The organism is Micromonospora sp. Mcm103, from assembly GCF_024519755.1.
Taxonomy (GTDB): Bacteria; Actinomycetota; Actinomycetes; order Mycobacteriales; family Micromonosporaceae; genus Micromonospora; species Micromonospora aurantiaca.
Window position 1 is genome coordinate 241,234 of the sequence record NZ_JALJRJ010000007.1, and the last position, 23,872, is coordinate 265,105.

The 23,872-nt window shown below is 73.2% G+C and carries 15 protein-coding genes and 1 pseudogene; 7 read left to right on the top strand and 9 right to left on the bottom strand.

The window, feature by feature from the left end; translation table 11 throughout:
• Positions 1-28 precede the first annotated feature (28 nt).
• A complete protein-coding gene (locus tag OC439_RS12075) occupies positions 29-1,099 on the top strand; it encodes a PHP domain-containing protein (RefSeq protein ID WP_262013466.1) in 1,071 nt (356 codons plus the stop codon).
• A 4-nt stretch (positions 1,100-1,103) separates the two neighbouring features.
• Here OC439_RS12075 and OC439_RS12080 read toward each other — a convergent pair whose 3' ends face one another.
• On the bottom strand, positions 1,104-2,078 hold the full coding sequence (locus tag OC439_RS12080) for a DMT family transporter (protein ID WP_262013467.1): 975 nt from the start codon (positions 2,076-2,078) through the stop codon (positions 1,104-1,106).
• A 73-nt stretch (positions 2,079-2,151) separates the two neighbouring features.
• Between OC439_RS12080 and OC439_RS12085 the strand changes: the two genes are divergently transcribed.
• On the top strand, positions 2,152-3,822 hold the full coding sequence (locus OC439_RS12085) for a DUF885 domain-containing protein (protein ID WP_262013468.1): 1,671 nt from the start codon (positions 2,152-2,154) through the stop codon (positions 3,820-3,822).
• A gap of 46 nt (positions 3,823-3,868) precedes the next feature.
• Here OC439_RS12085 and OC439_RS12090 read toward each other — a convergent pair whose 3' ends face one another.
• From OC439_RS12090 to OC439_RS12100, 3 genes are all read right to left on the bottom strand, one after another.
• A complete protein-coding gene (locus OC439_RS12090) occupies positions 3,869-5,416 on the bottom strand; it encodes a DUF6114 domain-containing protein (protein ID WP_262013469.1) in 1,548 nt (515 codons plus the stop codon).
• Between the two features lie 77 nt (positions 5,417-5,493).
• Positions 5,494-6,117 carry a DUF6230 family protein gene (locus OC439_RS12095; protein ID WP_194803292.1) on the bottom strand — a complete coding sequence of 208 codons (624 nt, stop codon included), beginning with the start codon at positions 6,115-6,117 and terminating at the stop codon, positions 5,494-5,496.
• 392 nt (positions 6,118-6,509) lie between these two features.
• The gene (locus OC439_RS12100) at positions 6,510-7,667 is read right to left on the bottom strand and encodes a DUF3068 domain-containing protein (RefSeq protein WP_120572659.1); all 1,158 of its coding nucleotides are present in this window, start codon (positions 7,665-7,667) and stop codon (positions 6,510-6,512) included.
• 113 nt (positions 7,668-7,780) lie between these two features.
• On the opposite strand from OC439_RS12100, the gene OC439_RS12105 reads away from it, so the two are divergent.
• Positions 7,781-9,004: an acyltransferase family protein gene (locus tag OC439_RS12105; protein ID WP_262013470.1), complete on the top strand. Its 1,224-nt coding sequence runs from the start codon at positions 7,781-7,783 to the stop codon at positions 9,002-9,004.
• A 152-nt stretch (positions 9,005-9,156) separates the two neighbouring features.
• Positions 9,157-10,335 carry a glycosyltransferase family 4 protein gene (locus OC439_RS12110; protein ID WP_262013487.1) on the top strand — a complete coding sequence of 393 codons (1,179 nt, stop codon included), beginning with the start codon at positions 9,157-9,159 and terminating at the stop codon, positions 10,333-10,335.
• Here OC439_RS12110 and OC439_RS12115 read toward each other — a convergent pair.
• From OC439_RS12115 to OC439_RS12125, 3 genes are read right to left on the bottom strand one after another with little or no spacing between them, the layout of a single operon-like run.
• Positions 10,320-10,514 carry a hypothetical protein gene (locus tag OC439_RS12115; RefSeq protein ID WP_091425994.1) on the bottom strand — a complete coding sequence of 65 codons (195 nt, stop codon included), beginning with the start codon at positions 10,512-10,514 and terminating at the stop codon, positions 10,320-10,322. The two genes, OC439_RS12110 and OC439_RS12115, sit on opposite strands and share 16 nt — an antisense overlap.
• A gap of 35 nt (positions 10,515-10,549) precedes the next feature.
• Positions 10,550-12,259, bottom strand: a complete 1,710-nt coding sequence (locus OC439_RS12120; RefSeq protein WP_262013471.1) for a DUF3367 domain-containing protein — start codon at positions 12,257-12,259, stop codon at positions 10,550-10,552.
• Positions 12,259-14,136 carry a hypothetical protein gene (locus OC439_RS12125; RefSeq protein WP_410054913.1) on the bottom strand — a complete coding sequence of 626 codons (1,878 nt, stop codon included), beginning with the start codon at positions 14,134-14,136 and terminating at the stop codon, positions 12,259-12,261. Before OC439_RS12125 ends, OC439_RS12120 begins: the two co-directional genes overlap by 1 nt.
• 169 nt (positions 14,137-14,305) lie before the next feature.
• Between OC439_RS12125 and OC439_RS12130 the strand changes: the two genes are divergently transcribed.
• Both OC439_RS12130 and OC439_RS12135 read left to right on the top strand, forming a co-directional pair.
• Positions 14,306-18,829, top strand: a complete 4,524-nt coding sequence (locus tag OC439_RS12130) for an alpha-(1->3)-arabinofuranosyltransferase family protein (protein ID WP_262013473.1) — start codon at positions 14,306-14,308, stop codon at positions 18,827-18,829.
• Complete coding sequence (locus tag OC439_RS12135; RefSeq protein WP_410054914.1) at positions 18,805-20,109, top strand: lipopolysaccharide biosynthesis protein; 1,305 nt, start codon at positions 18,805-18,807, stop codon at positions 20,107-20,109. The genes OC439_RS12130 and OC439_RS12135 overlap by 25 nt, the downstream gene beginning before the upstream one ends.
• On the opposite strand, the pseudogene nudC reads toward OC439_RS12135, so the two are convergent.
• Positions 20,000-20,923, bottom strand: a pseudogene (nudC, locus tag OC439_RS12140) (NAD(+) diphosphatase); the annotation flags it as partial. The gene OC439_RS12135 and the pseudogene nudC overlap by 110 nt on opposite strands.
• A gap of 186 nt (positions 20,924-21,109) precedes the next feature.
• Between nudC and OC439_RS12145 the strand changes: the two are divergent.
• A complete protein-coding gene (locus OC439_RS12145; RefSeq protein ID WP_262013488.1) occupies positions 21,110-22,933 on the top strand; it encodes a VanW family protein in 1,824 nt (607 codons plus the stop codon).
• Positions 22,934-22,991: 58 nt separating this feature from the next.
• Here OC439_RS12145 and OC439_RS12150 read toward each other — a convergent pair whose 3' ends face one another.
• Positions 22,992-23,618: an NADPH-dependent F420 reductase gene (locus tag OC439_RS12150; protein ID WP_262013475.1), complete on the bottom strand. Its 627-nt coding sequence runs from the start codon at positions 23,616-23,618 to the stop codon at positions 22,992-22,994.
• Positions 23,619-23,872 lie beyond the last annotated feature (254 nt).

The following is a 23,872-nucleotide window of genomic DNA, read 5'->3' on the forward strand; positions in this document are numbered from 1 at the left end:
GGCGGCGAATGCGCGTAGGTTCCAGGACATGACTGCCCGGGATCCCATCGCCGACCTGCGCCGGATCGCGTTCCTGCTGGAACGGGCCAACGAGGCCACGTACCGGGTCCGGGCGTTCCGGTCGGCGGCGAAGACGCTCGGCGCGCTGCCTGCCGCCGAGGTGGCCGAGCGGGCCCGCACCGGCAAGCTGACCGAGCTGTCCGGCGTCGGTGACGTGACCGCCCGCTGCGTGGCCGAGTCGCTGGCCGGCGAGGAGCCGGTCTACCTGCGCCGGTTGCTGGCGACGGAGGGCACCGACCTGGACGAGGCGGCGGCGAAGCTGCGGGACGCGCTGCGCGGCGACTGCCACACCCACTCGGACTGGTCCGACGGTGGCTCACCGATCGAGGAGATGGCGCTGGCCGCGGTCGAGCTGGGTCACGAATACCTCGTGCTCACCGACCACTCGCCCCGGCTGACTGTGGCCCGCGGCCTGACCGCGGAGCGGCTGCGCAAGCAGCTCGACCACGTCGCCGCCGTCAACGAGGCGCTGCCGAAGGGCTTCCGGATCCTCACCGGCATCGAGGTGGACATCCTCGCCGACGGCTCACTCGACCAGGACGAGAAGCTGCTGGCCCGCCTGGACGTGGTGGTCGGCTCGGTGCACAGCGGCCTGAACGACGACCGGGCGAAGATGACCCGCCGGATGCTGACCGCGATCGCGAACCCGCACCTGGACATCCTCGGCCACTGCACCGGCCGGATGGTCTCCTCCCGGCCCGCCGGGGTGACCGGGCCCGGCGACAAGGGGCACCGTGCGCGTACCCGCAAGGAGAGCGAGTTCGACGCGGACGCCGTCTTCGCCGCCTGCGCGGAGCACGACGTGGCCGTCGAGATCAACTCCCGGCCGGAGCGGCAGGATCCGCCGAAGCGGCTGATCCGCCTCGCGCTGGAGGCCGGGTGCCGGTTCGCGATCGACACCGACGCGCACGCACCAGGCCAGCTCGACTGGCAGCGGTTCGGCTGCGAGCGGGCCGCGCTGTGCGGCGTACCGGCGAAGCGGGTGGTGAACACCTGGACGGCCGACCGTCTGGTGAAGTGGACGGCCGGCCGCGGGTGAGGAGTCAGCCCCGGGTCGCCGGTTCGGCCGCGCGGGCGGCGGGCGCCACCGCGTCCGGGCGTGGCCGGCGCCGCCCGAACAGGCCCTGGGCGACCGCGACGCCGACGAGCACCACGAACGCGCCGACCGGTTGGTGCCAGTTCATCCGCTCGCCCAGCACCACCGCGCCGACGAGCACCGCGAACACCGGGATCAGGTAGGTCACTGTGGACGCCGTGCTGGCCCCGGCCAGCCGGATGTTGCGCATGTTGATGACGAAGGCGAGCCCGGTGCCGAGCGCACCGAGCGCCAGCACGCTCGCCGCCACGCGCGGGGAGAGGCCGATCGGTGACGGCGGCGTGCCGACGAACGGCGCGACCAGCGCGAGCTGCGCGGTCGCCACCAGCAGCTGCGCCGCCGACAGCGACAGACCGGAGTACGCGCTGCCCGCGACGAACTTCTTCTGGTACGGAATGGCCAGCCCGTAGCAGGCCGCCGCGCCGAAGCACATGAGCTGGCCGACGAAGTGGGCGCCACCGACGCCCTCCCAGACGCCGAGCACCACCAGCACACCGACGAAGCCCAGCCCCAGCCCGACCGCCCGCCGGGCGGTCAGCCGCTCGGTGCGGAACACCAGCACCGCCAGCGGCAGCACGATCAGTGGCGTGGTGGCGTTCCAGATGCCGGCGAGCATCGACTCGACCCGCTGCTCGCCGTAGCCGAACAGGGTGAACGGCACCGCCACGCCGAACGCGGCCACCACGAGCATGTGCGCCCAGACCCGGGGCTCGCGGGGCAGCCGGTCGCGCAGCACGGCGAGCACCACGAGCAGCGTCAGCGCGCCGGTGGCCACCCGGTAGAGGGTGAGGTGCACGGGGTGCAGCTCGGTCACGCCGACCTTGATGAACAGGAAGCTGGAACCCCAGATGGCGGCGAGTGCGACGAACCCGGGCAGCCAGCTGCGTACCGGGGCCCGGTCAGGAGTGATCTCGACGGTCACCCATGACACTCTGCCGCAGAGGTACGACGAAGTCGCGCGGTATTCCGGATGCGGGGTCACGTAGGGTCGCCTCGTGGGACGAATCGATGACCTCGCCAACCGGTACGTGGCCGAGTGGGCCCCGCTGAGCCCGACCGGCGCCACCTACGTCGGCATCAACGGCTACGACGACCAGCTCGACGACCTGTCGCCGGAGGGTTACGCGGCCCGCGCCGACCTGGCCCGCCGCACGCTCGGCGAACTCGACGTGACCGAACCGGAGACCGAGGCGGAGCGGACCGCCCAGGAGGCCATGCAGGAGCGCCTCGGCCTGGAGCTGGCCCGCTACGACGCGGGCGAGACCGGCAGCGAGGTCAACGTGATCTCCAGCGGGCTGCACGAGATCCGGATGGTCTTCGACCTCATGCCGACCGACGGCGAACAGGCCCGGGCGAACGTGGCCGCCCGGCTCAACCGCTTCGCGTCCGCGCTGGACGGCTACAAGCGGACGCTGCGCGAGGCCGCCGCCGCGGGACGGGTCAGCTCGCGGGTGCAGCTCGTCGAGGTCGCCAAGCAGTGCGACGTGTGGGTCGACCCGGAGGGCGACAACTTCTTCCACGGGCTGGTCGAGCGGATCGACGCCGACGGCGCGCTCGGCGCGGAGCTGCGCAAGGGCGCCGCCGCCGCGACCGCCGCCACCGCCGAGTTCGGGCAGTTCCTGCGCACCGAGCTGGCCCCGGTGGGCCGGGAGAAGCAGGCCGCCGGGCGGGAGCGCTACGAGCTGGCCTCGCAGTACTTCCTCGGCGCGACCGTCGATCTGGACGAGACGTACGCCTGGGGTTTCGCGGAGCTGGCCCGGCTGGAGGCCGACATGCGGACGGTGTCCGCGCGCATCGCCGGGCCTGGCGCATCGATCGACGACGCGGTACGCGCGCTCGACGCCGACCCGGCGCGGACGGTACGCGGCAAGGAGGCGTTCCGGGACTGGATGCAGGCGCTCGCCGACAGGGCGATCACCGAGCTGAACGGCACCCACTTCGACATCCCGGAGCAGGTACGCCGGATCGAGTGCTGCCTCGCGCCGACGAGCGACGGCGCGATCTACTACACCGGCCCGAGCGAGGACTTCTCCCGGCCGGGACGGATGTGGTGGGCGGTGCCGCAGGGCATCACCGACTTCTCCACCTGGCGCGAGGTGACCACCGTCTACCACGAGGGCGTGCCGGGTCACCACCTCCAGGTCGCCCAGACCGCCGTCCGGGCCGACCTGCTCAACCGCTGGCAGCGGCTGCTGTGCTGGGTCTCCGGGCACGGCGAGGGCTGGGCGCTCTACTCCGAGCGGCTGATGGACGAGCTGGGCTACCTCGACGACCCGGGTGACCGGCTGGGCATGCTCGACGGGCAGGCGTTGCGCGCGGCCCGGGTCATCGTGGACATCGGCATGCACGTGGAGCTGGAGATCCCGAAGGACAACCCGTTCGGCTTCCACCCGGGCGAGCGGTGGACGCCGGAGCTGGGCTGGGAGTTCATGCGGGCGCACTGCCGGGTGCCGGACGAGAACCTGCGCTTCGAGCTGAACCGCTACCTGGGCTGGCCCGGGCAGGCCCCCTCGTACAAGGTGGGCGAGCGGATCTGGTTGCAGGCCCGGGAGGACGCGAAGGCCCGCAAGGGCGCCGACTTCGACCTCAAGGAGTTCCACCGCCAGGCGCTCGACCTGGGCTCGCTGGGGCTGGACCCGCTGCGCAAGGCGCTGGCCCGGCTGTGAGCCGGTGCCGGGTGCCGGCGGTGAGTCCCGCCGGCACCCGCACGCGTCAGGCGCCGAGCGTCAGGCGCAGCGTCGGCCGGCCGGTGAGCGTGTTGCTGGTGACGTACGCCAGGTCGATGACCGGGTCGGTGAACGTCACCGGGATGGGCAGCGTGACCGGCAGGCCGTCCGGGAACGGCAGGTCCGGGGTCAGCGTCAGTTTGATGCCGGCGAGCTTGCCGACGAACCGGGTGCAGTAGAACGCGACGTCGTCGCGGACGGTGAGGCGGTCGGTCGCGTACCGCTGGGTGCGACCGCTGGGACCGTCGGCGACCAGCAGGAAGTCGTCGGTCACCGCCTCCTTCATGCTGAACTTCAGCACCTTGAGCACGCCCTGCTCGGTCTGGAGGTCGGTGATCCCCTCGAACCGGAGCCCGGTCATGGTGACCTTGGAGCCGGTGAGCTTCGACGGCTGCTGGCCCACCTTCGGCAGGCTCGGGTCGGCGGCGATACGCGGCAGCGGCTTGCCCGGTTCCACCTTGCCGGGCTTCGCCGGGTCCACCTTGCCCGGCTTGTCCGGCGCCGGGCACCCGGTCGACCCGGGACGGGCCGTCGGCTTGCTCGTCGGAGCCGCCGATCCGCTCGCGGTCGGCGTGGGCGAGGGCGTCTCGCTCTTCTTGCTGCTGCCCTTGAACAGGTCACCGATCCCCTCGAAGAAGTCGGTGATGATGTTGCCCGCCCGCGTCGGGCTCGCGCTCGGCGACGGGGTGGGCGTCGCCGTGGGCGCGCTCGCGCCGGGTGTCGGCGTGGCGGGCTTCGACGGGCAGGCACTGGCGGCGGGCTTGCTCGGGGCGGCCTGCACCGCGCGCGGCTGCACGGCGAGGCCGGCGGTGGCGAGGCCGAGCACCACGAGGACGATGCCGAAGGCGCGCGGGTCCGCCGAACGGCCCGCCCACTCCGGCGGCCCGCCGTCGGATCCGGCCGCCTGCCCGTTCACCGACTGCCGAGGGACCGGCCGCTCCCCGCCCGGCCGCTCGGCAGTCGGCTGCTCGACGGCCGGCCGTACGCCGGCCGACACCTCGACGGTCGGCCGCTCGTCCGCGGGCTGCGCGTCCACGGGCTGCGCGTCCACGACGGTGTCGGCCTCGGCGTCCGCGGCGGTGCCGGGTTCGTCGTCCGCCTCGGTGTCGGGTTCGTCGGCGGCCGGACCGGCGGGACCAGCCGGAGGGGTCGGCACCCAGGCGAACGCGAGCGCGCTGCCCACGATGCCGAGCAGCAGGCCGAGGAAGAAGCCGCCGAGGTTGAGCCCGATCAGGGAGTAGACGGCGGTGATCGCCGCGACGATCGAGTAGAACAGCCGCTGCGGCGGGCTGAGCCAGAGCAGCACCCCGCAGGTCACCAGGATGCCCGGGATCAGCAGCGAGAGCAGGCCGGTGGCGCCGCTGCTGAAGCTCAGGCCGTTGAGGGTCAACCGGGTGGAGGCGAGCATCTCCACCCCGGCCAGGATGATCAACAGGCCACCCCAGAACGGCCGGCTCCGCTGCCAGCGGCGGAAGGTCCGCCATGCCCGGGCCGCGGTGCCGGGCCGGGCGTGGGACGGGTCGACGGTTGTCACGTACTCCTCCTGGCGGAGCGGGGACGGGGACGGTCGGGCGGACCCGCGGTGGTCGGCCACCGCGGGCCGTGCTCAGCTCAGAAGCACTCCTTGCCCTTGGCGTCGTCGCCCACGTTGACCTTGAGCCGCAGCCCGACCAGGTTGAACGTCGAGGAGGTGGTGTAGCGGGAGACCTGCTTCAGGTCACGGATGGTCACCCGGTCGGAGTTCTGGCCGAACGAGCCGCGCTGCGCCGTCGGGTTCAGGTCGCTGGCGTCGCGTCCGATCTTGATGTTGGTGAAGGTCGCGTTGCCCTCGAGCGAGTCCATGGCGATCACGAGGTCCTTGGCCCGGGCGGGCTCCTTGCCCTCGCCGGCGTTGATGGTGAGCACCACCGGCAGGCCGGGCAGGTCGGCGCGGACGGACTGGCAGAGCTTGTACAGCTCGGCGCTGCTGATCTCGGCCATCGCGACCGGGCGGGTCGCGCCGGCCTTGCCGTCCTCGCCCTTCTCGCGGACGATGCCGCCGTACTGCTTGAAGCCCTCACCCTCCAGGCGGTCGGCGCCGATCTTGAACGTCTGCCCGGACACGGTGATGTCGGAGGCGATGGCGCCGGTCGACATGCCGAACAGGATGGCACCGGCGGCGGCCGTGGTGGGCACGATCATGGCGGCGAACCGCCGCCACCGGGTACGACCCTGGTTGTCGAGCCGATTCTGCACGGGTTCCTCCTCGAACGAATGTGCGCGGCGGCCGGTGCGGAACCGGCGGCCCGCGCCGGGCCCGTCCTCTGTTACCGACGGGTAACGATCGAGCCTGATCGTGCACCCGATGCGGTGCAGCTCACAACCCCCCGATTACCCGGCGGTAACACCGGGGTGAGACGGGGACGTGACCACGCGTCACGAAATCCCAGGCCAGGGGCGGCCTGGAGGGCGAAATGTCGCGGCAAACCGGGCATAGATGACGGTGAGCGCGACGGAAAGTCACCGGATATCTCGCCGTTACAATCGAGTAACGAATGTAAAGTAGGTTCGCCCGCATGGGAGATCTTCACGACGGAGGGGTGGACCGCGATGCGGCCCACCCCTCCGTCGTGCTTACGGCTCACCGGTCAGCGGCGCTCCACCTCACCGGCACCCGAACGCTGGGCCGGCACCGACGGATCGTCGGACCGCCAGTTCGTCGACGCCGGCGGGATCTCGTCGTCGAGCGGGCCACCCACGGGCTCCTGGTCGACGCGGGTGGGCGTCGGGTCGGAGGTCGGCGCGTCCGCGCGGTGCCGGGCGTTGCCGTCGCCCTTGGGCCGGGTCACCAGCCACACGCCCGCGATCAGGGCGATCAGGCCGAGCACGCCGGCGATGATCGGGCCCCAGACACTGATCATGCCGATCTTGAAACGGTTGTCCTTCACCGTCTCGACGCTGCGGCTGATCGTGTCGTCGTTGTAGTTGAAGTCCGCGTCCAGCAGCACGGTCGGGGCGCCGGTGTCCGGACGCAGCTCCTTGTACTGCTGCTCGCGCACCTTGATGTAGGCGCCGGTCACCGGGTCGACCCAGAGCGTACGGGTGTTGCTGTAGACGACCTGGCCGCTGGTCGCGGTCGGGGCGAACTTGCCCAGCAGCGTCTTGACGCTGTCCGCCGGGGTGTTCAGCGGCTCGTTCTCGATCCGCTGCTCGAAGCGGTACGTCTCGACGCCCTTGATCTTCTCGGTGCCGGTGAACCGCGCCGGGAACGTCTTCTTCAGGTCGCGGTCGAACACCTGGTAGTCACGCTTGCCGGTGCCGAACGGGAACTTGTAGATCTGGCCCGAGTAGCGCACGTTGCCGACCGGGGTCTGCTCCGCGCCGGACTCGTTGAGCCACTGCTCGTCCCACGGCGCCGCCGCGCCGGAGATCCGGTAGAGCGCCAGCTCGGTACTGTACTGGCTGATCACATCCTGGTTGTCGCTGCGCTTGACCGTCTGGAAGACGTTCCAGATGACCGCGTCGCCCTTCAGCTCCTTGGGCACGCGGTCCTTGGTGTCCTCCGGCTGCGGGATGACCTCGATGCTTGATACGAGATCGGCCTGCGGCACCTCGATGCTCACCGCGCCGGCTTCGGACTTGATCTGTAGGAACTTCGCGCCCTTCGCCTCCGCGACGGACGTCGTTGGTTCCAGGTCATAGGGCAGCTTGGTCACGGCGGGGGCCACGTAGAACGGCAGCCCGGCCGCGAAGACCAGCAACAAGACACCTAGCCCGAAGAGCGCGGCGCCCACGCGAAGCTTCACTCATCCTCCTGTAACCTGCCGCCCTGCGGTCTGTCGTCCGGGGCACCCGATCCTTAGCATTGGCGGGAGGTTACTCCCCAGTCACCTGCAAAAGCGACCCCCTGGATGTCCAGATGTCCACAGCCACCACGCCAACAATCCCGGAGCCATCGGTAACGGGCCGTCTTCCCGCCCTCGACGCGCTGCGAGCGATCGGCGCGGTGGCGGTCGTCGGTCACCACGTCGGCTTCCAGACCGCCGTCACCATGAACACCACGTGGGGCGGCTGGTTGGCGCGCCTGGACGTCGGTGTGGCGATCTTCTTCGTGCTCTCCGGCTTCCTGCTGTTCCGCCCGTGGGCGCTCAGCGTCGCGACCGGACGGCCCCGGCCCCGCACCAAGCGCTACTTCTGGCGCCGGGCGCTGCGGATCCTGCCCGCGTACTGGCTGGCGGTGGTGGTCTGTTTCGTCGTCCTGCCCGGCAACCACCCGGTGTCGGCCGGTGACTGGCTGCGCCACCTCACGCTCACCCAGATCTACGAAGCCGGCCAGCTCGGGCACGGGCTCAGCCAGACCTGGAGCCTCGCCACCGAGGTCGTCTTCTACCTGCTCCTGCCGCTGCTCGCCGTGCTCGCCGTGGGCCGGACGTGGCGTCCCGTCCGCACCGTCCTGCTCGCCTCGTCCGGGGCGCTGCTGACCCTCGCGTGGGTCGCCATGATGGGTGCCGGCTGGCTCGACGGCGCGCTGCACACGATGTGGTTCCCGTCGTACGGCGCCTGGTTCGGCGGCGGCATGGCGCTGGCCGCGGCGCACGTGGCCCTGCGTACCGGCACCGCGCCGGCCGCCTTCCGGGTGCTCGACGACCTCGCCTCGGCGCCGCTCGCCTGCTGGGGCGCGGCGATCGCGGTGATGGCGATCGCGACGACGCCGATCGCCGGCCCGCGTGACCTGACCAGCCCGACCGCCACCGAGTTCGGCACCAAGCTGGCGCTCTACCTCCTGATCGCCGTCCTGATCACGATCCCGGTGGCGTTCGGCGGCCCGACCCGGGCGAAGGAGGTCTTCAGCACCGGGCCGGCGCGGTGGATGGGCCACGTGTCGTACGGGCTGTTCCTGTGGCACCCGCTGGTCATCGAGCTGATCTACCTGCTCGAGGACCGGCCGCTGTTCACCGGCGACTTCGTCGACGTCTTCGCCCTGACCATGATCTTCGGGCTGATGTACGCGGCGGCCAGCTACTACGGCGTCGAGCGCCCGCTCCAGATGCTCGGCACGCAGCGCCGCCGCCGGCCGACCGGACGCGGACCGGCGCCGGAGACACCGGCCGCCACCACGCCGGACGTCGCGGCGCCCGCCTGAGGGTAACCAACCGAACACCGATCGTCGTACCGCGACGCCCGGCGGCTCAACGCCGCCACTCGGAGCATTGCCGGGCGCAAGCCCCAGCCCTTAATGTGACGCGCACCGCTAAATTACTTGAGAGTAGGGTTCGCGTGGAGCGTCGCTTCGGCATGCCCGGACACGTGCTGTTCCTCAACTGGCGAGACACTCGCAACCCCGAGGGCGGCGGTTCCGAGGTGTACGTGGAACGGATCGCCGCCGAGCTGGTGGCGCGCGGGTTCCGCGCCACCCTGTTCTGCGCCGCGCACCGCGAGGCTCCCGCCGACGAGGTGAACGACGAGGGCATCCGGTTCGTCCGGCGCGGTGGCCGGCACACCGTCTACCTGTGGGCCGCGCTCTGCTACCTGGCCGGGGCGTTCGGCCTCGGCCCGCTCGCCGCGCGCCGGGGCGGCCGGCCGGACATCCTCGTCGACGTCTGCAACGGCCTGCCGTTCCTCTCCCCGCTCTGGGCCCGGCGCCCGGTGGTCAAGCTGATCCACCACGTGCACCGCGAGCAGTGGCCGGTGGTCCTGCCGCAGTGGGCCGCCCGGTTCGGCTGGTGGGTCGAGTCGTCGCTTGCGGTACGCGTCTACCGGCGCTGCCGGTACGTCACCGTGTCCGAGGCGACCCGGCGCGAACTCGCCACCCTCGGCGTACCACCGGAGCAGGTCTCGGTGGTCTACAACGGCACGCCGGAGCTGCCCCGCACCGACGCCGAGCGCGCCCCGTTCCCCCTGCTCGTGACGCTGAACCGGCTGGTGCCGCACAAGCGGGTGGAGGTGGCGCTGCGTGCGGTCGCGGCGCTCGCCGACGAGCTGCCCCAGCTCCGGCTGGTGGTCGCCGGGCAGGGCTGGTGGGAGTCGCACCTGCGCGAGGTCGCCGACGAGCTGGACATCGCCGACCGGGTGGACTTCCGGGGCTTCGTGACGGAGGAGGAGAAGGCCGCGCTGCTCGCCTCGGCCTGGGTCGCCCTGACGCCGTCACTGAAGGAGGGCTGGGGGCTGACGATCGTGGAAGCCGGCGCGGCGGGTACGCCGACGGTGGCGTTCCGGGAGGCGGGCGGCGTCGCGGAGGCGGTGGTCGACGGGCGTACCGGCCTGCTGGCCGACGACATCGACGACTACCTGGCGAAGGTGCGCGCGCTGCTGCACGACGACGAGATGCGTCAGGAGATGGGCGCCCAGGCCCGGCGGCACGCGGCGAACTTCACCTGGCCGGTGGCGGGGGAACGCTTCGCGACCCTGCTGGAGACTGCGGACTCGCCCCGCCCGGTCCAGCGGCGGGGCGACCCGTCCTACCTGTTGCCGTAGACCTCGGGGGCGTACGGGTCCTGCTTCCCGGCCCGCTTGGCCGCCTCCGTGGCGTTGCGCGCCTCGGTCGCGGCCTCCTCGGCCGTGGCGGTCGCGGCGGCCGAGAGCCCGCCGAGGGCCAGGACCCCGAGCAACGCCGCCACCAGGCCGGACACGACAAGGGTCAAAGCTCTACGCATGCCATTCCTCCGATGGTGAGACGTGCGAGCGGACGTTACCACGCAGTAGCTCGCCGGCGTAGGGTCGAAAAGGCGGCAGCCATGACCGCCAGAACGGCAGTTCCGCACGCCAGCACGACCAGCCAGCGGCTCGCTCCGGTCCGCGGCGGCGAACCCGAGGCGGCCGGGTTCCGGTAGAGGCTCAGCGACTCCCCCTCGTACCGGAGGTCGAGACCGGTCAGAACGGCCGGGTCCACTGTGCTCGGCGTACCGTGCTGCACCACCACCCAGCCCACCCCGGTGGCCGAGACGGGCCGCCCCTCGGCGAGCACCCGGCGCACCTCGCGCAGGCGCGGATTCTCCCCGGCCACCGCGACGTCGTCGACCACCAGCGTGTCGTCGGTGAGCACGGTTCCCGGCAGATAGCGGGGCGCCGGGTCGAGCACCACCCGCCCCGGGTTCCACGGATAGGCCCGGTAGGTGGTCAGCGGCAGGGCGAGGACCTCCCCCGGGTCGTCGGGCAGGCGCTCGGCGACCGCCCGCCAGTCCGCCGGGTAGCGCACCGGGCTGATCCGGCCGGCGCCGCCGAACGCCAGGTCCGGCATCGCGGCCACCGGCAGGAGCAGCAGCCCGGCCAGCACGATCCCGCCGACCTCCCGGTCGATCCGGGCCACCAGCCGCTCGGCGCCCAGCACCGCGCACACCACCAGCACGAGGGCGTACGGCGCGAGGAACTTCTGCCCGTCGCGGAGCAGTCCCGCGCCCGGCACGTGCGCCACCGCCCAGCTCAGCGCCGCGTTCCCGCCGGGCAGCACGGCGAGGGCGGCCAGCAGGTACCCGCCGCCGGCCAGCACACCCAGCCGTACCGCCGCGCCCGCCGGCAGCCGGCGCCGCAGCAGGCCCGCGCCGACCAGGGCCAGGACCACGAGCACCACAGTCGCCAGCGGGGCCAGCGTGGCGGACCGGCTGGACGGGGTGGCCTGCACGTTCCAGATGCCGCCGGTGCCCGCGAGCGCCACCAGCGGGCCGGCCCAGTTCTCGGCGCGCGCCGCGAACGCCGCCACACCCGCCGGGTCGGACGTGCCACCCGCGCCGGTGACCAGGGCCGCCACGATCCACGGGGCGTTCAGCAGCGCGACACCGCCCACCGCGACCGCCGACAGGCGGAGCCGGGCCCGGTCCGCCGCCAGCACCAGCACCGTCGCCAGCGCGATCAGGCCGCCGGTCGGGGTGATCGCGGCGGGCGCGGCGAGCAGCACCACCCGGGCGAGCGCGCCGTCGCGGCCCGCCCGCAGGTCCAGCGCCGCCCGCACCAGCCACGGCAGTGCGGCGTACGCCAGCAGCAGCCCCCACTGCCCGATCAGCAGCCGCTCGGCCAGGTACGGCGTCCACGCGTACGCCACGGCGGCCACGAGTTGCACGGCACGCCGCTGCGTCGGCACCAGCCGTCCGGCGCCCACGGCGGCGAACAGGACCGCACCGGCCAGCGCCACCCGCTGCACCACCCAGCCCGGCACGAGCTGGGTCACCAGCGAGACCAGCGCGTCCATCGGCACCGCCCGGGGCAGGCTCTGCGCCGGGGCCACCAGGTCCCAGCTCAACGGCTGCCGGGGGACGAACACCATGTCGTACCGCAGCGCGTAGCCCGGCGCCACCAGCGGCGCCAGGATCAACGCGGTGACGACGACCGCCACGAGGTACAGCGGCAGCGTCTCCCGCCACCGCCGGAGCGCGGGGCCGCCGGCCTCGGCGGGACGTCCGGTCATTACGGCTTCGGCACCGCCCGGCCGATGGTGATCAGGTTGGTGCACAGCCGGACGCCCGGCGTGTTCACGGTCAGCTCGACGGCCGAGCCGGCGCCCTCGAGCATGAAGAACACGTCGTTCAGCCCTTCCTTCAGCGTGATCTCGCGGGTGGCGTCGCCGAGCTTGAACACCGCCGTCGAGTCACCGGAGCTGACGTAGCCGAAGTGCACCACGTACGGCCACTCCACCAGGTAGCCGTCCATCGGGATCCGGGCGGTCCGGCCGCCCTCGGCCAGGTGCCCGCAGCCCTCCACGGTGCCGGGCGCGACCTTGCGCCCCTCGACCACCACCGGACGGATCCGGCCGTTCTCGTCGAACGTCGACGGCTTCTCACTCATCGTCACGAACGTCGGCCGGCGCTCGGCCGGACGGAAGAAGTGGGACTGGAGGTTGTCCGGCCAGAAGTACCCGGCCACCACCCGGTCCGGCACGGTCGTGTCGAAGAAGACGGTGCCCGGCGGCGCGGCGGCCAGCTCGGCCTGCGTCGTGGCCAGGTAGTCCCGGCCGTGCTTGGTGCTCCAGTTGTCACCGAACCGCGCGGTGCTCCACAGCGTGCCCACACCGATGGTGGCCAGCAGCACCACCATCGAGACCAGGCCGACGGCGAAGGCGCCCGGCTCCCGCAGCACAGTCGGCAGCGGCCACGCGGAGACGTCGTCCTCGTCGTGGTCCTTCATCCCGAGCAGCGCCACCCCGACGCAGATCGCGGCCACCAGCACCACGTCCGCGACGTAGCGGGGCACGACGCCGACCAGCGGGCCGAGCGGCCCGCCGAGCCGGGTCACCGCGAACAGCGCGGCCACCAGACCGAGGTAGCAGGCGAGCAGCAGCCAGGCCCGCCCGGCGGACGGCCGCCGCCGCACGGTGACCACGATCAGCGCCGCGAGCACCGCCCACGACAGCCACTTCGCGATGTCGTACGGGTCGGACAGCGGCGGCCCGTCACCGGCGTACGTCCAGCGCCACGGCCCGCCGAGCAGACCCGGCACCACCGTGTCGCCGATCAGGTCGCCGAGGAAGGAGAAGACCTGCCCGACCGAGGTGGGCTCGTCCAGCCTCCGGGCCGGGCGGGTCAGGTAGTACGCCAGGTACGCACCGGACAGCACGGTGAGCATCAGCCACGCCGGCCAGAACCGCACGACAGTGGTCACCAGGCTGCGCCACGCGCGGCCCTTGGTGAACAGGAACGCGGTCAGCAGGAACAGCAGCGGCACGATCAGCAGTGCCTTGGTGTCGAAGAGCAGGCCGAACACCACCCAGAACGCCACCAGGACGAGATGCCGCCTACGACCGGTGCGCACGTAGCGGACCTGGGCCGCCACCGCGAGGACCAGGGCGAGCTGCGGCGGCAGCACGAGCAGCCCGACCAGCCACAGCGACGACACCTCGAGCGTCAGCGGGCTGAACAGGAACAGGCTCAGCGGGACCAGCAGCCCCCAGCCGGGCCGCAGCAGGTCACGCAGCAGCCGGTAGAGGGCGATCCCCACCGCCGCCTGCCCGGCCGCCAGCAGCAGGATCCACGGCCAGCCGGCGAAACCGGCCGCCCGGACCATCAGCCACGCGACCGCCAGCCCGGCCGGCATGAGGTGGTTGTTGAACGTGCCCAGCAGGTAGTCCGGGTCCAGGCGGGTGTCGAGCACCTGCGCGGCGATGACGAACTCGTCCTGCGAGAACCAGCCACGGGCGGCCAGCCCGGCGCGCGACGCGACGGACACGATGATGAGGGCGATCGCGACCGCGCGGACGCGGTCGGCGGCGATCCAGCGACCGATCGGTCCGGGTCCGTCGTCCTCCGCGCCGACGGCTGCCGGATGCGTCTCGGCCGCTGCTTGTGGCATTGACATGGTCGGCAGCCTGCCACACGCTTACACGCCGTGGGGACGGCCGTTCTCCTGATAACGCCTCGCCGCGCCCCCAGGTCGCCACTGCGCGTCCGGTCCGGATAACGTCGCGCGACACGCGTCATGTTGCAGGTGCGCGTACGGCCGGCGGAGACGGGAGCCGAAAATGCGTGCGGACGGGACGACAACGTCGCCGACGGGGACGGACACCCCCGCCCGGGAGACCGGCCGTGCCCGGCAGACGGCGCGGCGGTTCCGGCACCTGACGATCTGCCTCGCGCTCACCGCACTCGCCTTCCAGCAGGCACCCGGGCAGGTCGTACCGGACACGAAGGTCGACCTGAACGTCAATCCGGCGGGGTGGCTGCTGCGCTCGCTGCACCTGTGGGATCCCACCGGCACGTTCGGCCAGCTCCAGAACCAGGCGTACGGATATCTGTGGCCGATGGGCCCGTTCTTCCTGCTCGGGACGGAACTGGGGATCGCGCCGTGGATCGTCCAGCGGCTCTGGTGGGCGCTGCTGTTCTGCGTCGCGTACCTCGGTGTGGTGCGGCTGGCGGGCCGGCTCGGCATCGGCAGCCCCGCGGGCCGGATGATCGCCGGTGTCGCGTTCGCGCTGTCCCCGCGCATCCTGACCCAGCTCGGCTGGTCGTCGGTGGAGTCCTGGCCCAGCGCCGTCGCGCCGTGGGTGCTCATCCCGCTCGTGGGACTCGCCCGGGGTGCCCGGCTGCGCCGTGCGGTCGCCGGGTCGGCGGTCGCCGTCGCCTGCGCGGGCGGCGTCAACGCCACCGCCGTCGCCGCCGTGGTGCCGCTCGCCCTGCTCTGGCTCGCCACGCTCCGGCCGCTGCGCCGCCGCGTCACCGCCCTCGCGGCCTGGTGCGGCGCGGTCGCCCTTGCCACCGCGTGGTGGCTGATCCCGCTGCTGGTCCTCGGCCGGTACAGCCCGCCGTTCCTGGACTACATCGAGACCGCCCGCAACACCACCAGCGTCACCGACGCGGTGACGACGCTGCGCGGCGCCTCCTACTGGGTCGCGTACCTGGCGTCCCCGTTCGGCGCGAACATCCCGGCCGGCGCCCGGCTGGCGAACGACACGCTGCTCGTGGTGGCCACCCTGGCGGTGGCCGCGCTCGGAGTGCTCGGCCTGTCCCGGCGCGGCATGCCGCACCGCCGGTTCCTCATCACCGGTCTGCTGGCCGGCGTCGCGCTCGTCGGGCTCGGGCACACCGGCGACCTGCCGAACATCCTCGCCGGGCCGCAGCAGCAGTTCCTCGACGGCATCGGCGCTCCGCTGCGCAACGTGCACAAGTTCGACGTGCTGCTGCGCCTGCCGCTGGCGCTCGGCCTGGCGCACCTGGTCAGCCTCGCCGTACGCGCCGCCCGGACCGCGCCCGAGCAGCGTCGTGGCCGCGCCACGGCCCGGGCCTGGCTCACCGCCGGCACAGCGATGGTCGCGGTCGCGGGCGTCGCCTCGCCGGCGCTCGCCGGTGGCCTCGCCACCCCGGGAGCGGTGAAGGACGTGCCGGGCTACTGGCACGAGGCCACCGACTGGCTGGACGCGAACACCGGACGCGGACGCGTGCTCGTCGTCCCCGGCGCGCGCTTCCCCGCGTACGACTGGGGCAGCACCACCGACGAGATCGCCCAGCCGCTGCTGGACAGCCGGTGGGCGGTCCGCAACGCCATCCCGTTCACCCCGCCCGCCACGATCCGGCTGCTCGACGCGATCGAGTCGACGCTCGCCACCGGCGCCGGTTCGACCGGCCTGGCCGACCTGCTCGCCCGCTCCGGGATCAGCCACGTCCTGTTCCGCGCCGACCTCGACCACGGCCGCTCGGACACGGCCCGCCCGGCGGTCGTCCGGCAGGCGCTGGAACGCTCGCCCGGCCTGACCCGCGTGGTGTCCTTCGGCCCGGTACGCGGCGGCTCCGACACCCCTGACGAGTTCCGCGACCAGGGCCTGGACGTACCCGGACGGGCACTCGAGGTGTACCGGGTGGACCGGCCCGTCGAGCCGGTGGTCGCGTACGACCGCGACGACGTGACCACAGTCGTCGGCGGTCCCGAGTCGCTGCTCGACCTGGCCGCCTCGGGCCGGCTCGGCGCCGCGCCCACGGTCCTGGCCGGCGACGTGAAGGCCGGCGAGAGCACCGGGCGGGTCGTGATGACCGACGGGCTGCGCCGGCGCGACGTCTCGTTCGGCCGGCTGCGCGACAACTCCTCCCAGACGCTCACCGCCGACGACACCTTCGCGGTGTCCGCGCCCGCGCACGACTATCTGCCCGACTGGGGGCCGGAGTGGTCGACTGTCGCGCGCTTCGAGGGCATCAGCGGGATCCGCGCCTCGTCCGCCCGCTCCCAGATCGACGCCGCCGGCGGTGCCCGGCCCGAATACCAGCCGTATGCGGCGATGGACGGGAACACCGCCACGTCCTGGCGGTCGGCGCCGCACTCGGAAAGCGACAGGCAGTGGATCGAGGTGAACCTGGCGAACCCGACCCGGGTCACCCGGGTGGAGGTGTGGTTCGACCTGAAGGCCGACGCCCTGCCCACCACGGTCACCGTGACCGCCGGGTACGAGAGTCGCACCGTCGAGCAGTTCGGTGACCACATGGTCTTCGAGCTGCCCGGCGTGCACGCCACCCGCAAGGTCGAGGTCTCCGTCGACGCCGCGTTCGACCTGCGCCCGTTCGGCGACAAGTCGGTCGGCATCACCGAGATCAAGATCCCCGGTGTCCAGACCGGCCGGACCCTCCAACTGCCCGCCGCCCCCGCCACCGACCAGCCCGCCGGCGTGGTCGTGTCGGCGGCCCCGTCCACGCCCGCCTGCTTCACCGTCGACGGCCGCCCGCGCTGCTCCACCGACGCGATCCGCGGCTCGGAGGACGCCTCCACCATCGACCGCACCTTCACGCTGCCGGTCGCCGGGACGTACGACGCGAAGCTGTGGGCGCGGCCGACCCCCGGCCCGGAGCTGAACGCCGCCCTGGACAAGCTGGTCGCCGACGCCCAGCCGTTGCGCCTCGCGCCGCAGGTCACCGCGTCCTCGACGGCGGTGCCCGACCCGGCCGGCCGGCCCGGCGCGGTCCTCGATGGGGACCCGGCCACGAGCTGGTCACCGGCGCTGAACGACGAGGCGCCGATCCTGCGCCTCACCTGGCTCGAACCGCAGGTCATCAGCAAGATCCGGTTCACCGTCGAGGAGGGGACCGCCGCCACCCGGCTCGGCAGCGTCCGGGTGGTCGGCAACGACGGGTTCCGCAGCAACCTGCTCACCAACGACGGCGTACTCACGCTCGACCCGCCGATGCGGACCGACTCGATCACCATCCAGTTCCTCGACAAGCCGTCCGCCACCAGCACCGACCCGTACGGCCTGCGTCTGCCCGAGCCGCTGCCCATCGCTGTCGGCGAGGTGACGGTGCTGCCCCTCGGGACCACTGTCGCACCCCGCCCGGAGACGCCGCTGAAGCTGGCCTGCGGCTCCGGCCCGACGCTTCAGATCGGCTCGTCCCGGATCACCACCACGCTCACCGGTACCGTCCGCGACCTGCTGGAACTGCGCGAGATGCCGGTCGCCGCCTGCGGCCGGACCACGTCCGAGCAGCTCGACCTGGGCGGCGGCGAGCACCGCCTCGTCACCACCGCGAGCACGCTCGCCACCGCCACCCGCGTCGCGCTGACGCCACGGACCGCGACGCCCGCCGCGGCGGCCACCGCCGGCGACATCGAGGTGGGTTCCTGGTCGGCCACCGAGCGGCGGGTACGGGTGTCCGAGCACTCCGTCGACCGGGTGCTCGCGGTCCGGGAGAACACAAACACCGGCTGGCAGGCGACCATCGGCGGCACGACGCTCACCCCGCTCGTGGTGGACGGCTGGCAGCAGGGCTGGATCCTCCCCGCCGGTGTCTCCGGGGACGTGGTGCTGCGCTTCACGCCGGACACCCCGTACCGGATGGGTCTGCTGCTCGGCGGCGTCCTGCTGGCGGTGGTGGTCCTGCTCGCGGTGCTGCCCGACCGCCGGCCCGCCGGGGATCGCGCGGTCGTCGTCGCACCGGCGGCCCGGCGACGGCTCACCCGCTCGCTGCCGCTGCTGGCAGTCGGCGCCGCCGCGCTCGTGCTCCACAGCGGTCTCATCGGTGCCCTGCTGGTCGCGGCGGGCTTCATGCTCGCCGTACCCGGGCCGCGCCGCCTGCCCTGGACCGGTGACCCCCGGCGGGTCAGGAGAATCGCCCGGGCCGTCGAGACGTGGCTCCCCGGCGCGCTCGTGGTGCTCGCCGGATGGATCTACCTGGAATCGGCCGACCGGCACACCGACGCGCTGCCGCAACTCGTGACTGTCGCCGCGCTGGGCGCGCTCTGGCTCTCCACGACCGCCCGCCGACGGCCGGTACGCCGGATCAGCCCGGCCTCGGCGGCAGCCGTGACCGTGCCGGCTCCCCGGATGCCGGAGCCGGCCGGACAGCCGACGCCCGTCCCCGCCCTCGCCGGGGCCGTCGCGGCTCCCGCCGCCCACATCGACCCGGGCGCGGGTCCTGATCGAGCGCCGGACCTCGACGCCGAGCCGGAGCCGGACCGGGATGCGGATCTGGACGGTCGTGCCGAGCGCGACTCGGACGGGCGGCCGGGGCCGGACGCCGCTCCGGGGCCGGACGGCGGTCCGGCATCCCGCGTCTCGGAGATCACGTGAGCGAGGGCCGGCCGGGCCCCGAGCCGGCGGGCGGCCGGAGGACCGGGCTGGGTGCGGCGGGCGTCGCCGTCACGCTCGCCGGGGTCCTGGTGAACGGCCTGGCCTACCTGGTGCCGGTGCTCGCCGCCCGGAAGCTCGACGCGGACGACCTCGGCGCGCTCGCCACCGCCCTCGGCCTGGTCGCCATCGCCGGTGTGCCGGGGCTCGGCCTGCAACTCGCGGTCGCGGTGCACCACGCCCGGCACGGCCCGTCCGACACCCGGCGGCTCACCGTGCTGACCGCCGCCCTCTGCGCGGGGGCGCTGCTGGTGGCGACGCCGGTGCTGGTCGCCGCACTGGACCTGCCGACTGTGGTACCGGCGCTGCTGGCAATCACCACCGCCTCGGTGGTGCTCTCGTCGCGTTCGCTCGGCGAACTGCAGGGCGGTCAGCGCTTCCTGCGGCTCGCCACCGCGATGGCGCTGCTGGCCGCCGCCCGCTACGGCGGGGTGATCGTGGGGCTGCTGCTCGGCGCGGGCCTGACCGGCGCACTCGGGGTCGGTGCGCTCACCGCCGCGCTGGCGCCACCGGTGCTGGCCTGGCTCACCGGTACGCCCCGGCGTTCCTCGGCCGCCCCGCGCCTGACCGTCGCCCAGGTGACCGCCGGATGCGGCGCGACGCTGGCGATGCTCGTCGTCTCCTACGCCGACCTGCTGCTGGCCCGGCAACTGCTGCCGCCCTCGGGCTCCGGGGCGTACTCGGTGGGGACGGTCCTGACCAAGGGCGCGCTCTGGGCGCCGCAGGTCGCCGCCGTTCTGGCGCTGCCGCGCCTGGCCCGCGGGGACCGCCGCAGCCGCACCGTCGCGCTCGCGGTGACCGGTGCGTGCGGTCTGGTCCTGGTGGGCGCGTCGGCTGTCGCCGGCGGGCTGGCCTTCCGGCTCGTCGGCGGACCCGACTACACGGCGCTCGGCCGGTACGCGCCGCTGTTCGCCGCCGTCGGCGCGCTCTACGCGGTGACGTTCGTGCTGCTCAACGACCGCCTCGCCGGAGGCGTCAGGTGGGCGGCGGCGCCACTGTGGTTCGGCACCGCCGCGCTGGTGACCGTCGCCGTGATCGTGCGCCCGCGTACCGTCGGCGGTCTCGTCGCCGCGGCCCTCGCCACCGCCGTGGTCACGACACTGCTGATGGCCGTGCCGGCGCGTCGGCGGACAGCCAGTCACCCAGCAACAGGTGATCGATCGAGTCCACCCGGCCCAGCGACCGACCGGACGCGATCCGCTCCCGCAGCTCCGCCCGGCTGAACCAGCGCGCCTCCAGCAGCTCCACGCCGTCGACGCGGACGTGCTCGGAGGTGGCGACGGCCCGGAACGCCACCATCAGACCGGCCGGGAACGGCCACGCCTGCGACCCCTGGTAGGTCACGTCGGTGACTGTCACCCCCGCCTCCTCCGCCAGCTCCCGGCGGACCGCGTCCTCCAGGCTCTCACCGACCTCGACGAACCCGGCGAGCGTCGAATAGGCCCCCTCGGCCGCGCCCGCGTGCCGGGCCAGCAGGCAGCGCCCCGGCGGGCCGGGCGCCTCGACGAGCACGATGACGGCCGGCTCGATCCGGGGGAACAGCAGCCGCCCGCACTCCGCGTCCGCGCAGGTCCGCACGTGCCCGCCACCACCGGCCACCGCCGCCGCCCCGCACGCGCCGCAGTACCGCTGCTGCCGGTGCCACGACAGCAACCCCCGGGCGTACGCCTGAACAGCCGCACCGGCCGGGTCGAGCCGGCCGGCCAGCGCCCGCAGGTCGACGGCACGCGTCGCGGCGGCCGCCTCCACGGCGGCCCGCTCGCCCAGCGCGGACAGGTCCGCGGCGAACACGGCGGCGTCCCCGTCGAGCCCGAGGAAGACGGTCTCGCCCGCGGCGGCCCGGACGGCCGACGCGCGCTCCCCGGTGAGCCGGACCGGACCGTCCCCGTCGGCCAGGCAGCGGTCCCGCCACAGCGGCAGCACCACGCTCGCCGGATCGGTCAGCCGCTCGGCCAGCCAGTCCGCGTCCGTGCGCCGCGCCGCCGCCCGGTCCAGCCATCCGCCGCCGTACGCCGGCACCCGATCCTGTGTCCGCACCAGCTCACCGTGCCACGATCCGCACCGCGGCACGGCCCCGAAACGGGTGATCGGTGCGACACCGGCGGTCACCCGACACGACCGCCGGGCCGGACCCTCCCGGCGGGCCCGAGCGTTGGTTACCGTAGGTGTCTCCCGCGGGGGAAGCGGTCCCCGCGTGTACTTCCGATCGAGGTTGCAGTGACGATGTACGGCGAGAAGATGCCGGCTGCCGACGACCGTCCCACCATCAAGGTGGCGGCGGTGAGCTGGCCCGGCGTCGAGATGGAGCCGGTCGCCACACCACCCGGAGGCGGCGCGGCCAAGCCCACACGCTCGCGACGGGCCCGGCTGCTGCTGGCCGGGGGGATCGTCGCGGCCGTGCTCGCCGGCGGTGTCGGCCTGGGCGCCTACGCGTACGCCGGCGACGTGCCCCGCGGCACCACGGTGCTCGGCACCGAGCTGGGCGGGCGGAGCAAGGCGGAGGCGGCTCAGGCGCTCCGCGCCGAGCTGGAACGCCGGGCCGACAGGCTCAACGCCCCGCTCGCTGTCACAGTCGGTGAGAACAAGGCCGAGCTGAAGCCGTCCGAGGTGGGGCTCACCATCGACGTGGACGCCACGGTGGCGGCCGCCGCCGAGGCCGAGGCGCACGCGGTGAGCCGGCTCGTCGGCTCCCGGGCGGTCGAGCCGGTGGTCACCGTCGACCAGGCCAAGCTGGGCGCGGCCCTCCGCAAGGTGATGGGCACGCAGGGTCGCGAGATGACCATGCCGGCGATCATCTGGACCGGCACCACACCGAAGCCGGTCTACCCGAAGCCGGCGCTGACGATCGACACCGACGGCGCCACCGCAGTGGTGAAGGCCGGGTGGCCGGCCGCCGAGCCGGTCACCGTGCCGCTCGTCGAGAAGTGGCCGGCGACCACCCGGGAGGAGGTGGACCGCCTCGTCGCCGAGCTGGCCCGGCCCGCGGTGGCCGCGCCGGTCACGCTCACCACCGACGGCGGCTCGGTCACCATCCCGCCCGCCGCAATCGCCCGCTCGCTGCGCTTCTCCGCCGACGACGCCGGCACGCTCACCCCGAAGGTCGACGTCAAGCGGCTGCGTACCGCGCTCGGGGACCAGCTGACCAAGCTCGAGGTCGAGCCGCGGGACGCCGGGCTGACCATCAGCGGCGGCAAGCCGAAGGTGCTGCCCAGCAAGGCCGGACGCCAGGTCGACGCCGCCGCGCTCGGCCCGGCGCTGCTCGCGGTGCTCCCGAAGACCGAGGGCCGTACGGTGACCGCCGAACTGAAGCCGGCCGCCCCCGATCTGACCGAGGCGGAGCTGGCGAAGCTCGGCATCAAGGAGCGGGTGTCGAGCTTCACCACCCACTTCACCGGCGGTCTCTCGTCGCCGCGCAGCCAGAACATCGTCCGCGCCGCGAAGGACGTGGACGGCGCGCTGGTGAAACCGGGTGAGACGTTCTCCCTGAACGGGCACACCGGCGAACGCGGCTACGACCAGGGCTACAAGGACGCGCCGACGATCGTCGGCGGCAAGCTGGTGCCGGGCGTCGGCGGTGGCGTCTCCCAGTTCACCACCACGCTGTTCAACGCCACCTACTACGCCGGGCTGGAGGACGTCGAGCACAAGCCGCACTCGTTCTACTTCAGCCGCTACCCGGCGGTGATCGAGTCGACCATCTACTGGCCGCAGCTCGACTTCAAGTTCCGCAACAACACGCCCTACGGCGTCCTGATCGACACGTCGTACACGTCCAGCTCGATCACCGTCTCGATCTGGAGCACCAAGATCTACGACAGCGTGAAGACCGAGTACGGCCCGCGCCGCAACATCACCCAGCCGAAGACGGTCTACCTGACGCCGGGGCCGAGCTGCATCGCCGCGACCGGCAGCGTCGGGTTCGCCCAGGACGCGTACCGGGTCATCAAGAAGGACGGCAAGGTGTTCAAGCGGGAGAAGTTCAGCTGGCGCTACGACGCCGAGCCACGCTTCATCTGCGCCCCGAAGCCGGGCGGCGGCGACGACTGATCCACCGAACGCCGAAAGGCCCCGCCGGACGCATCCGGCGGGGCCTCTTCCATGCTTGTCACGGCCGCGCCGCGGCCAGCCCTTCGCGTACGCCGTCGGCGTCCCGGTCGGTGCCGTAGACGGGCGTGTCCGGCTGCTGCCGCCAGCTCTCGTCCAGCGTGCCCGCGTCGACCGGGTCGAAGCCCAGCTCGTCCACCAGGCCCATCACGATCCGCTTGGCGTCCGCGTCGTCGCCGGCCACCGGCAGCGCGCTCCGGCCCGCCGTACCCGCCGGCTTGCCCTCGTCCATCAGGTGCGCGGCCTGGATGTTGTTGAAGACCTTCACCACGCGGGCGCCCTTGAGGTGGTCGGCGGTCCAGCGGCTGGAGCTGAGGCTGCGGTCGAGCAGCTCGGCGATGTCGCCGTCCCGCTGGGGGTAGTAGTTGTTGGCGTCGACCACGAGCTTGCCGTCGAACAGCGCCGCGGGGAGCTGCGGCACCGCCTTCAGCGGGATCGCGATGACCACCAGCTCGGCGCCCTGCACGGCCTCCTCCACCGACACCGCCCGGGCGCCGGTCTCGGCGGCCAGGTCGGACAGGCTCTGTGGCCCGCGGGAGTTGGCCACCGCGACGTCGTGGCCGAGTGAACGCAGACGACGGGTGAGGGTGCCCCCGATGTGCCCCGACCCGATGATTCCGATCTCCATGCCCACTCCTGTACCCCGTGCGGTCGGACCCGATCACGGTCCCGGCGTACGGCACGTCACGTTTCGCGCCACCGAGCCGGCGGGCGGACGTGCGTCGTCGGTCCCGGCTCGACGGTACGAGACGGAGGCGGCCCGGCGTGGTGATTTCGGGGGAGAACGCAATTCAGGGCCACCCCGGTGGGGGTGGCCCTGAATTTGAAAGATTGTCCGGCGGTGTCCTACTCTCCCACACCCTCCCGAGTGCAGTACCATCG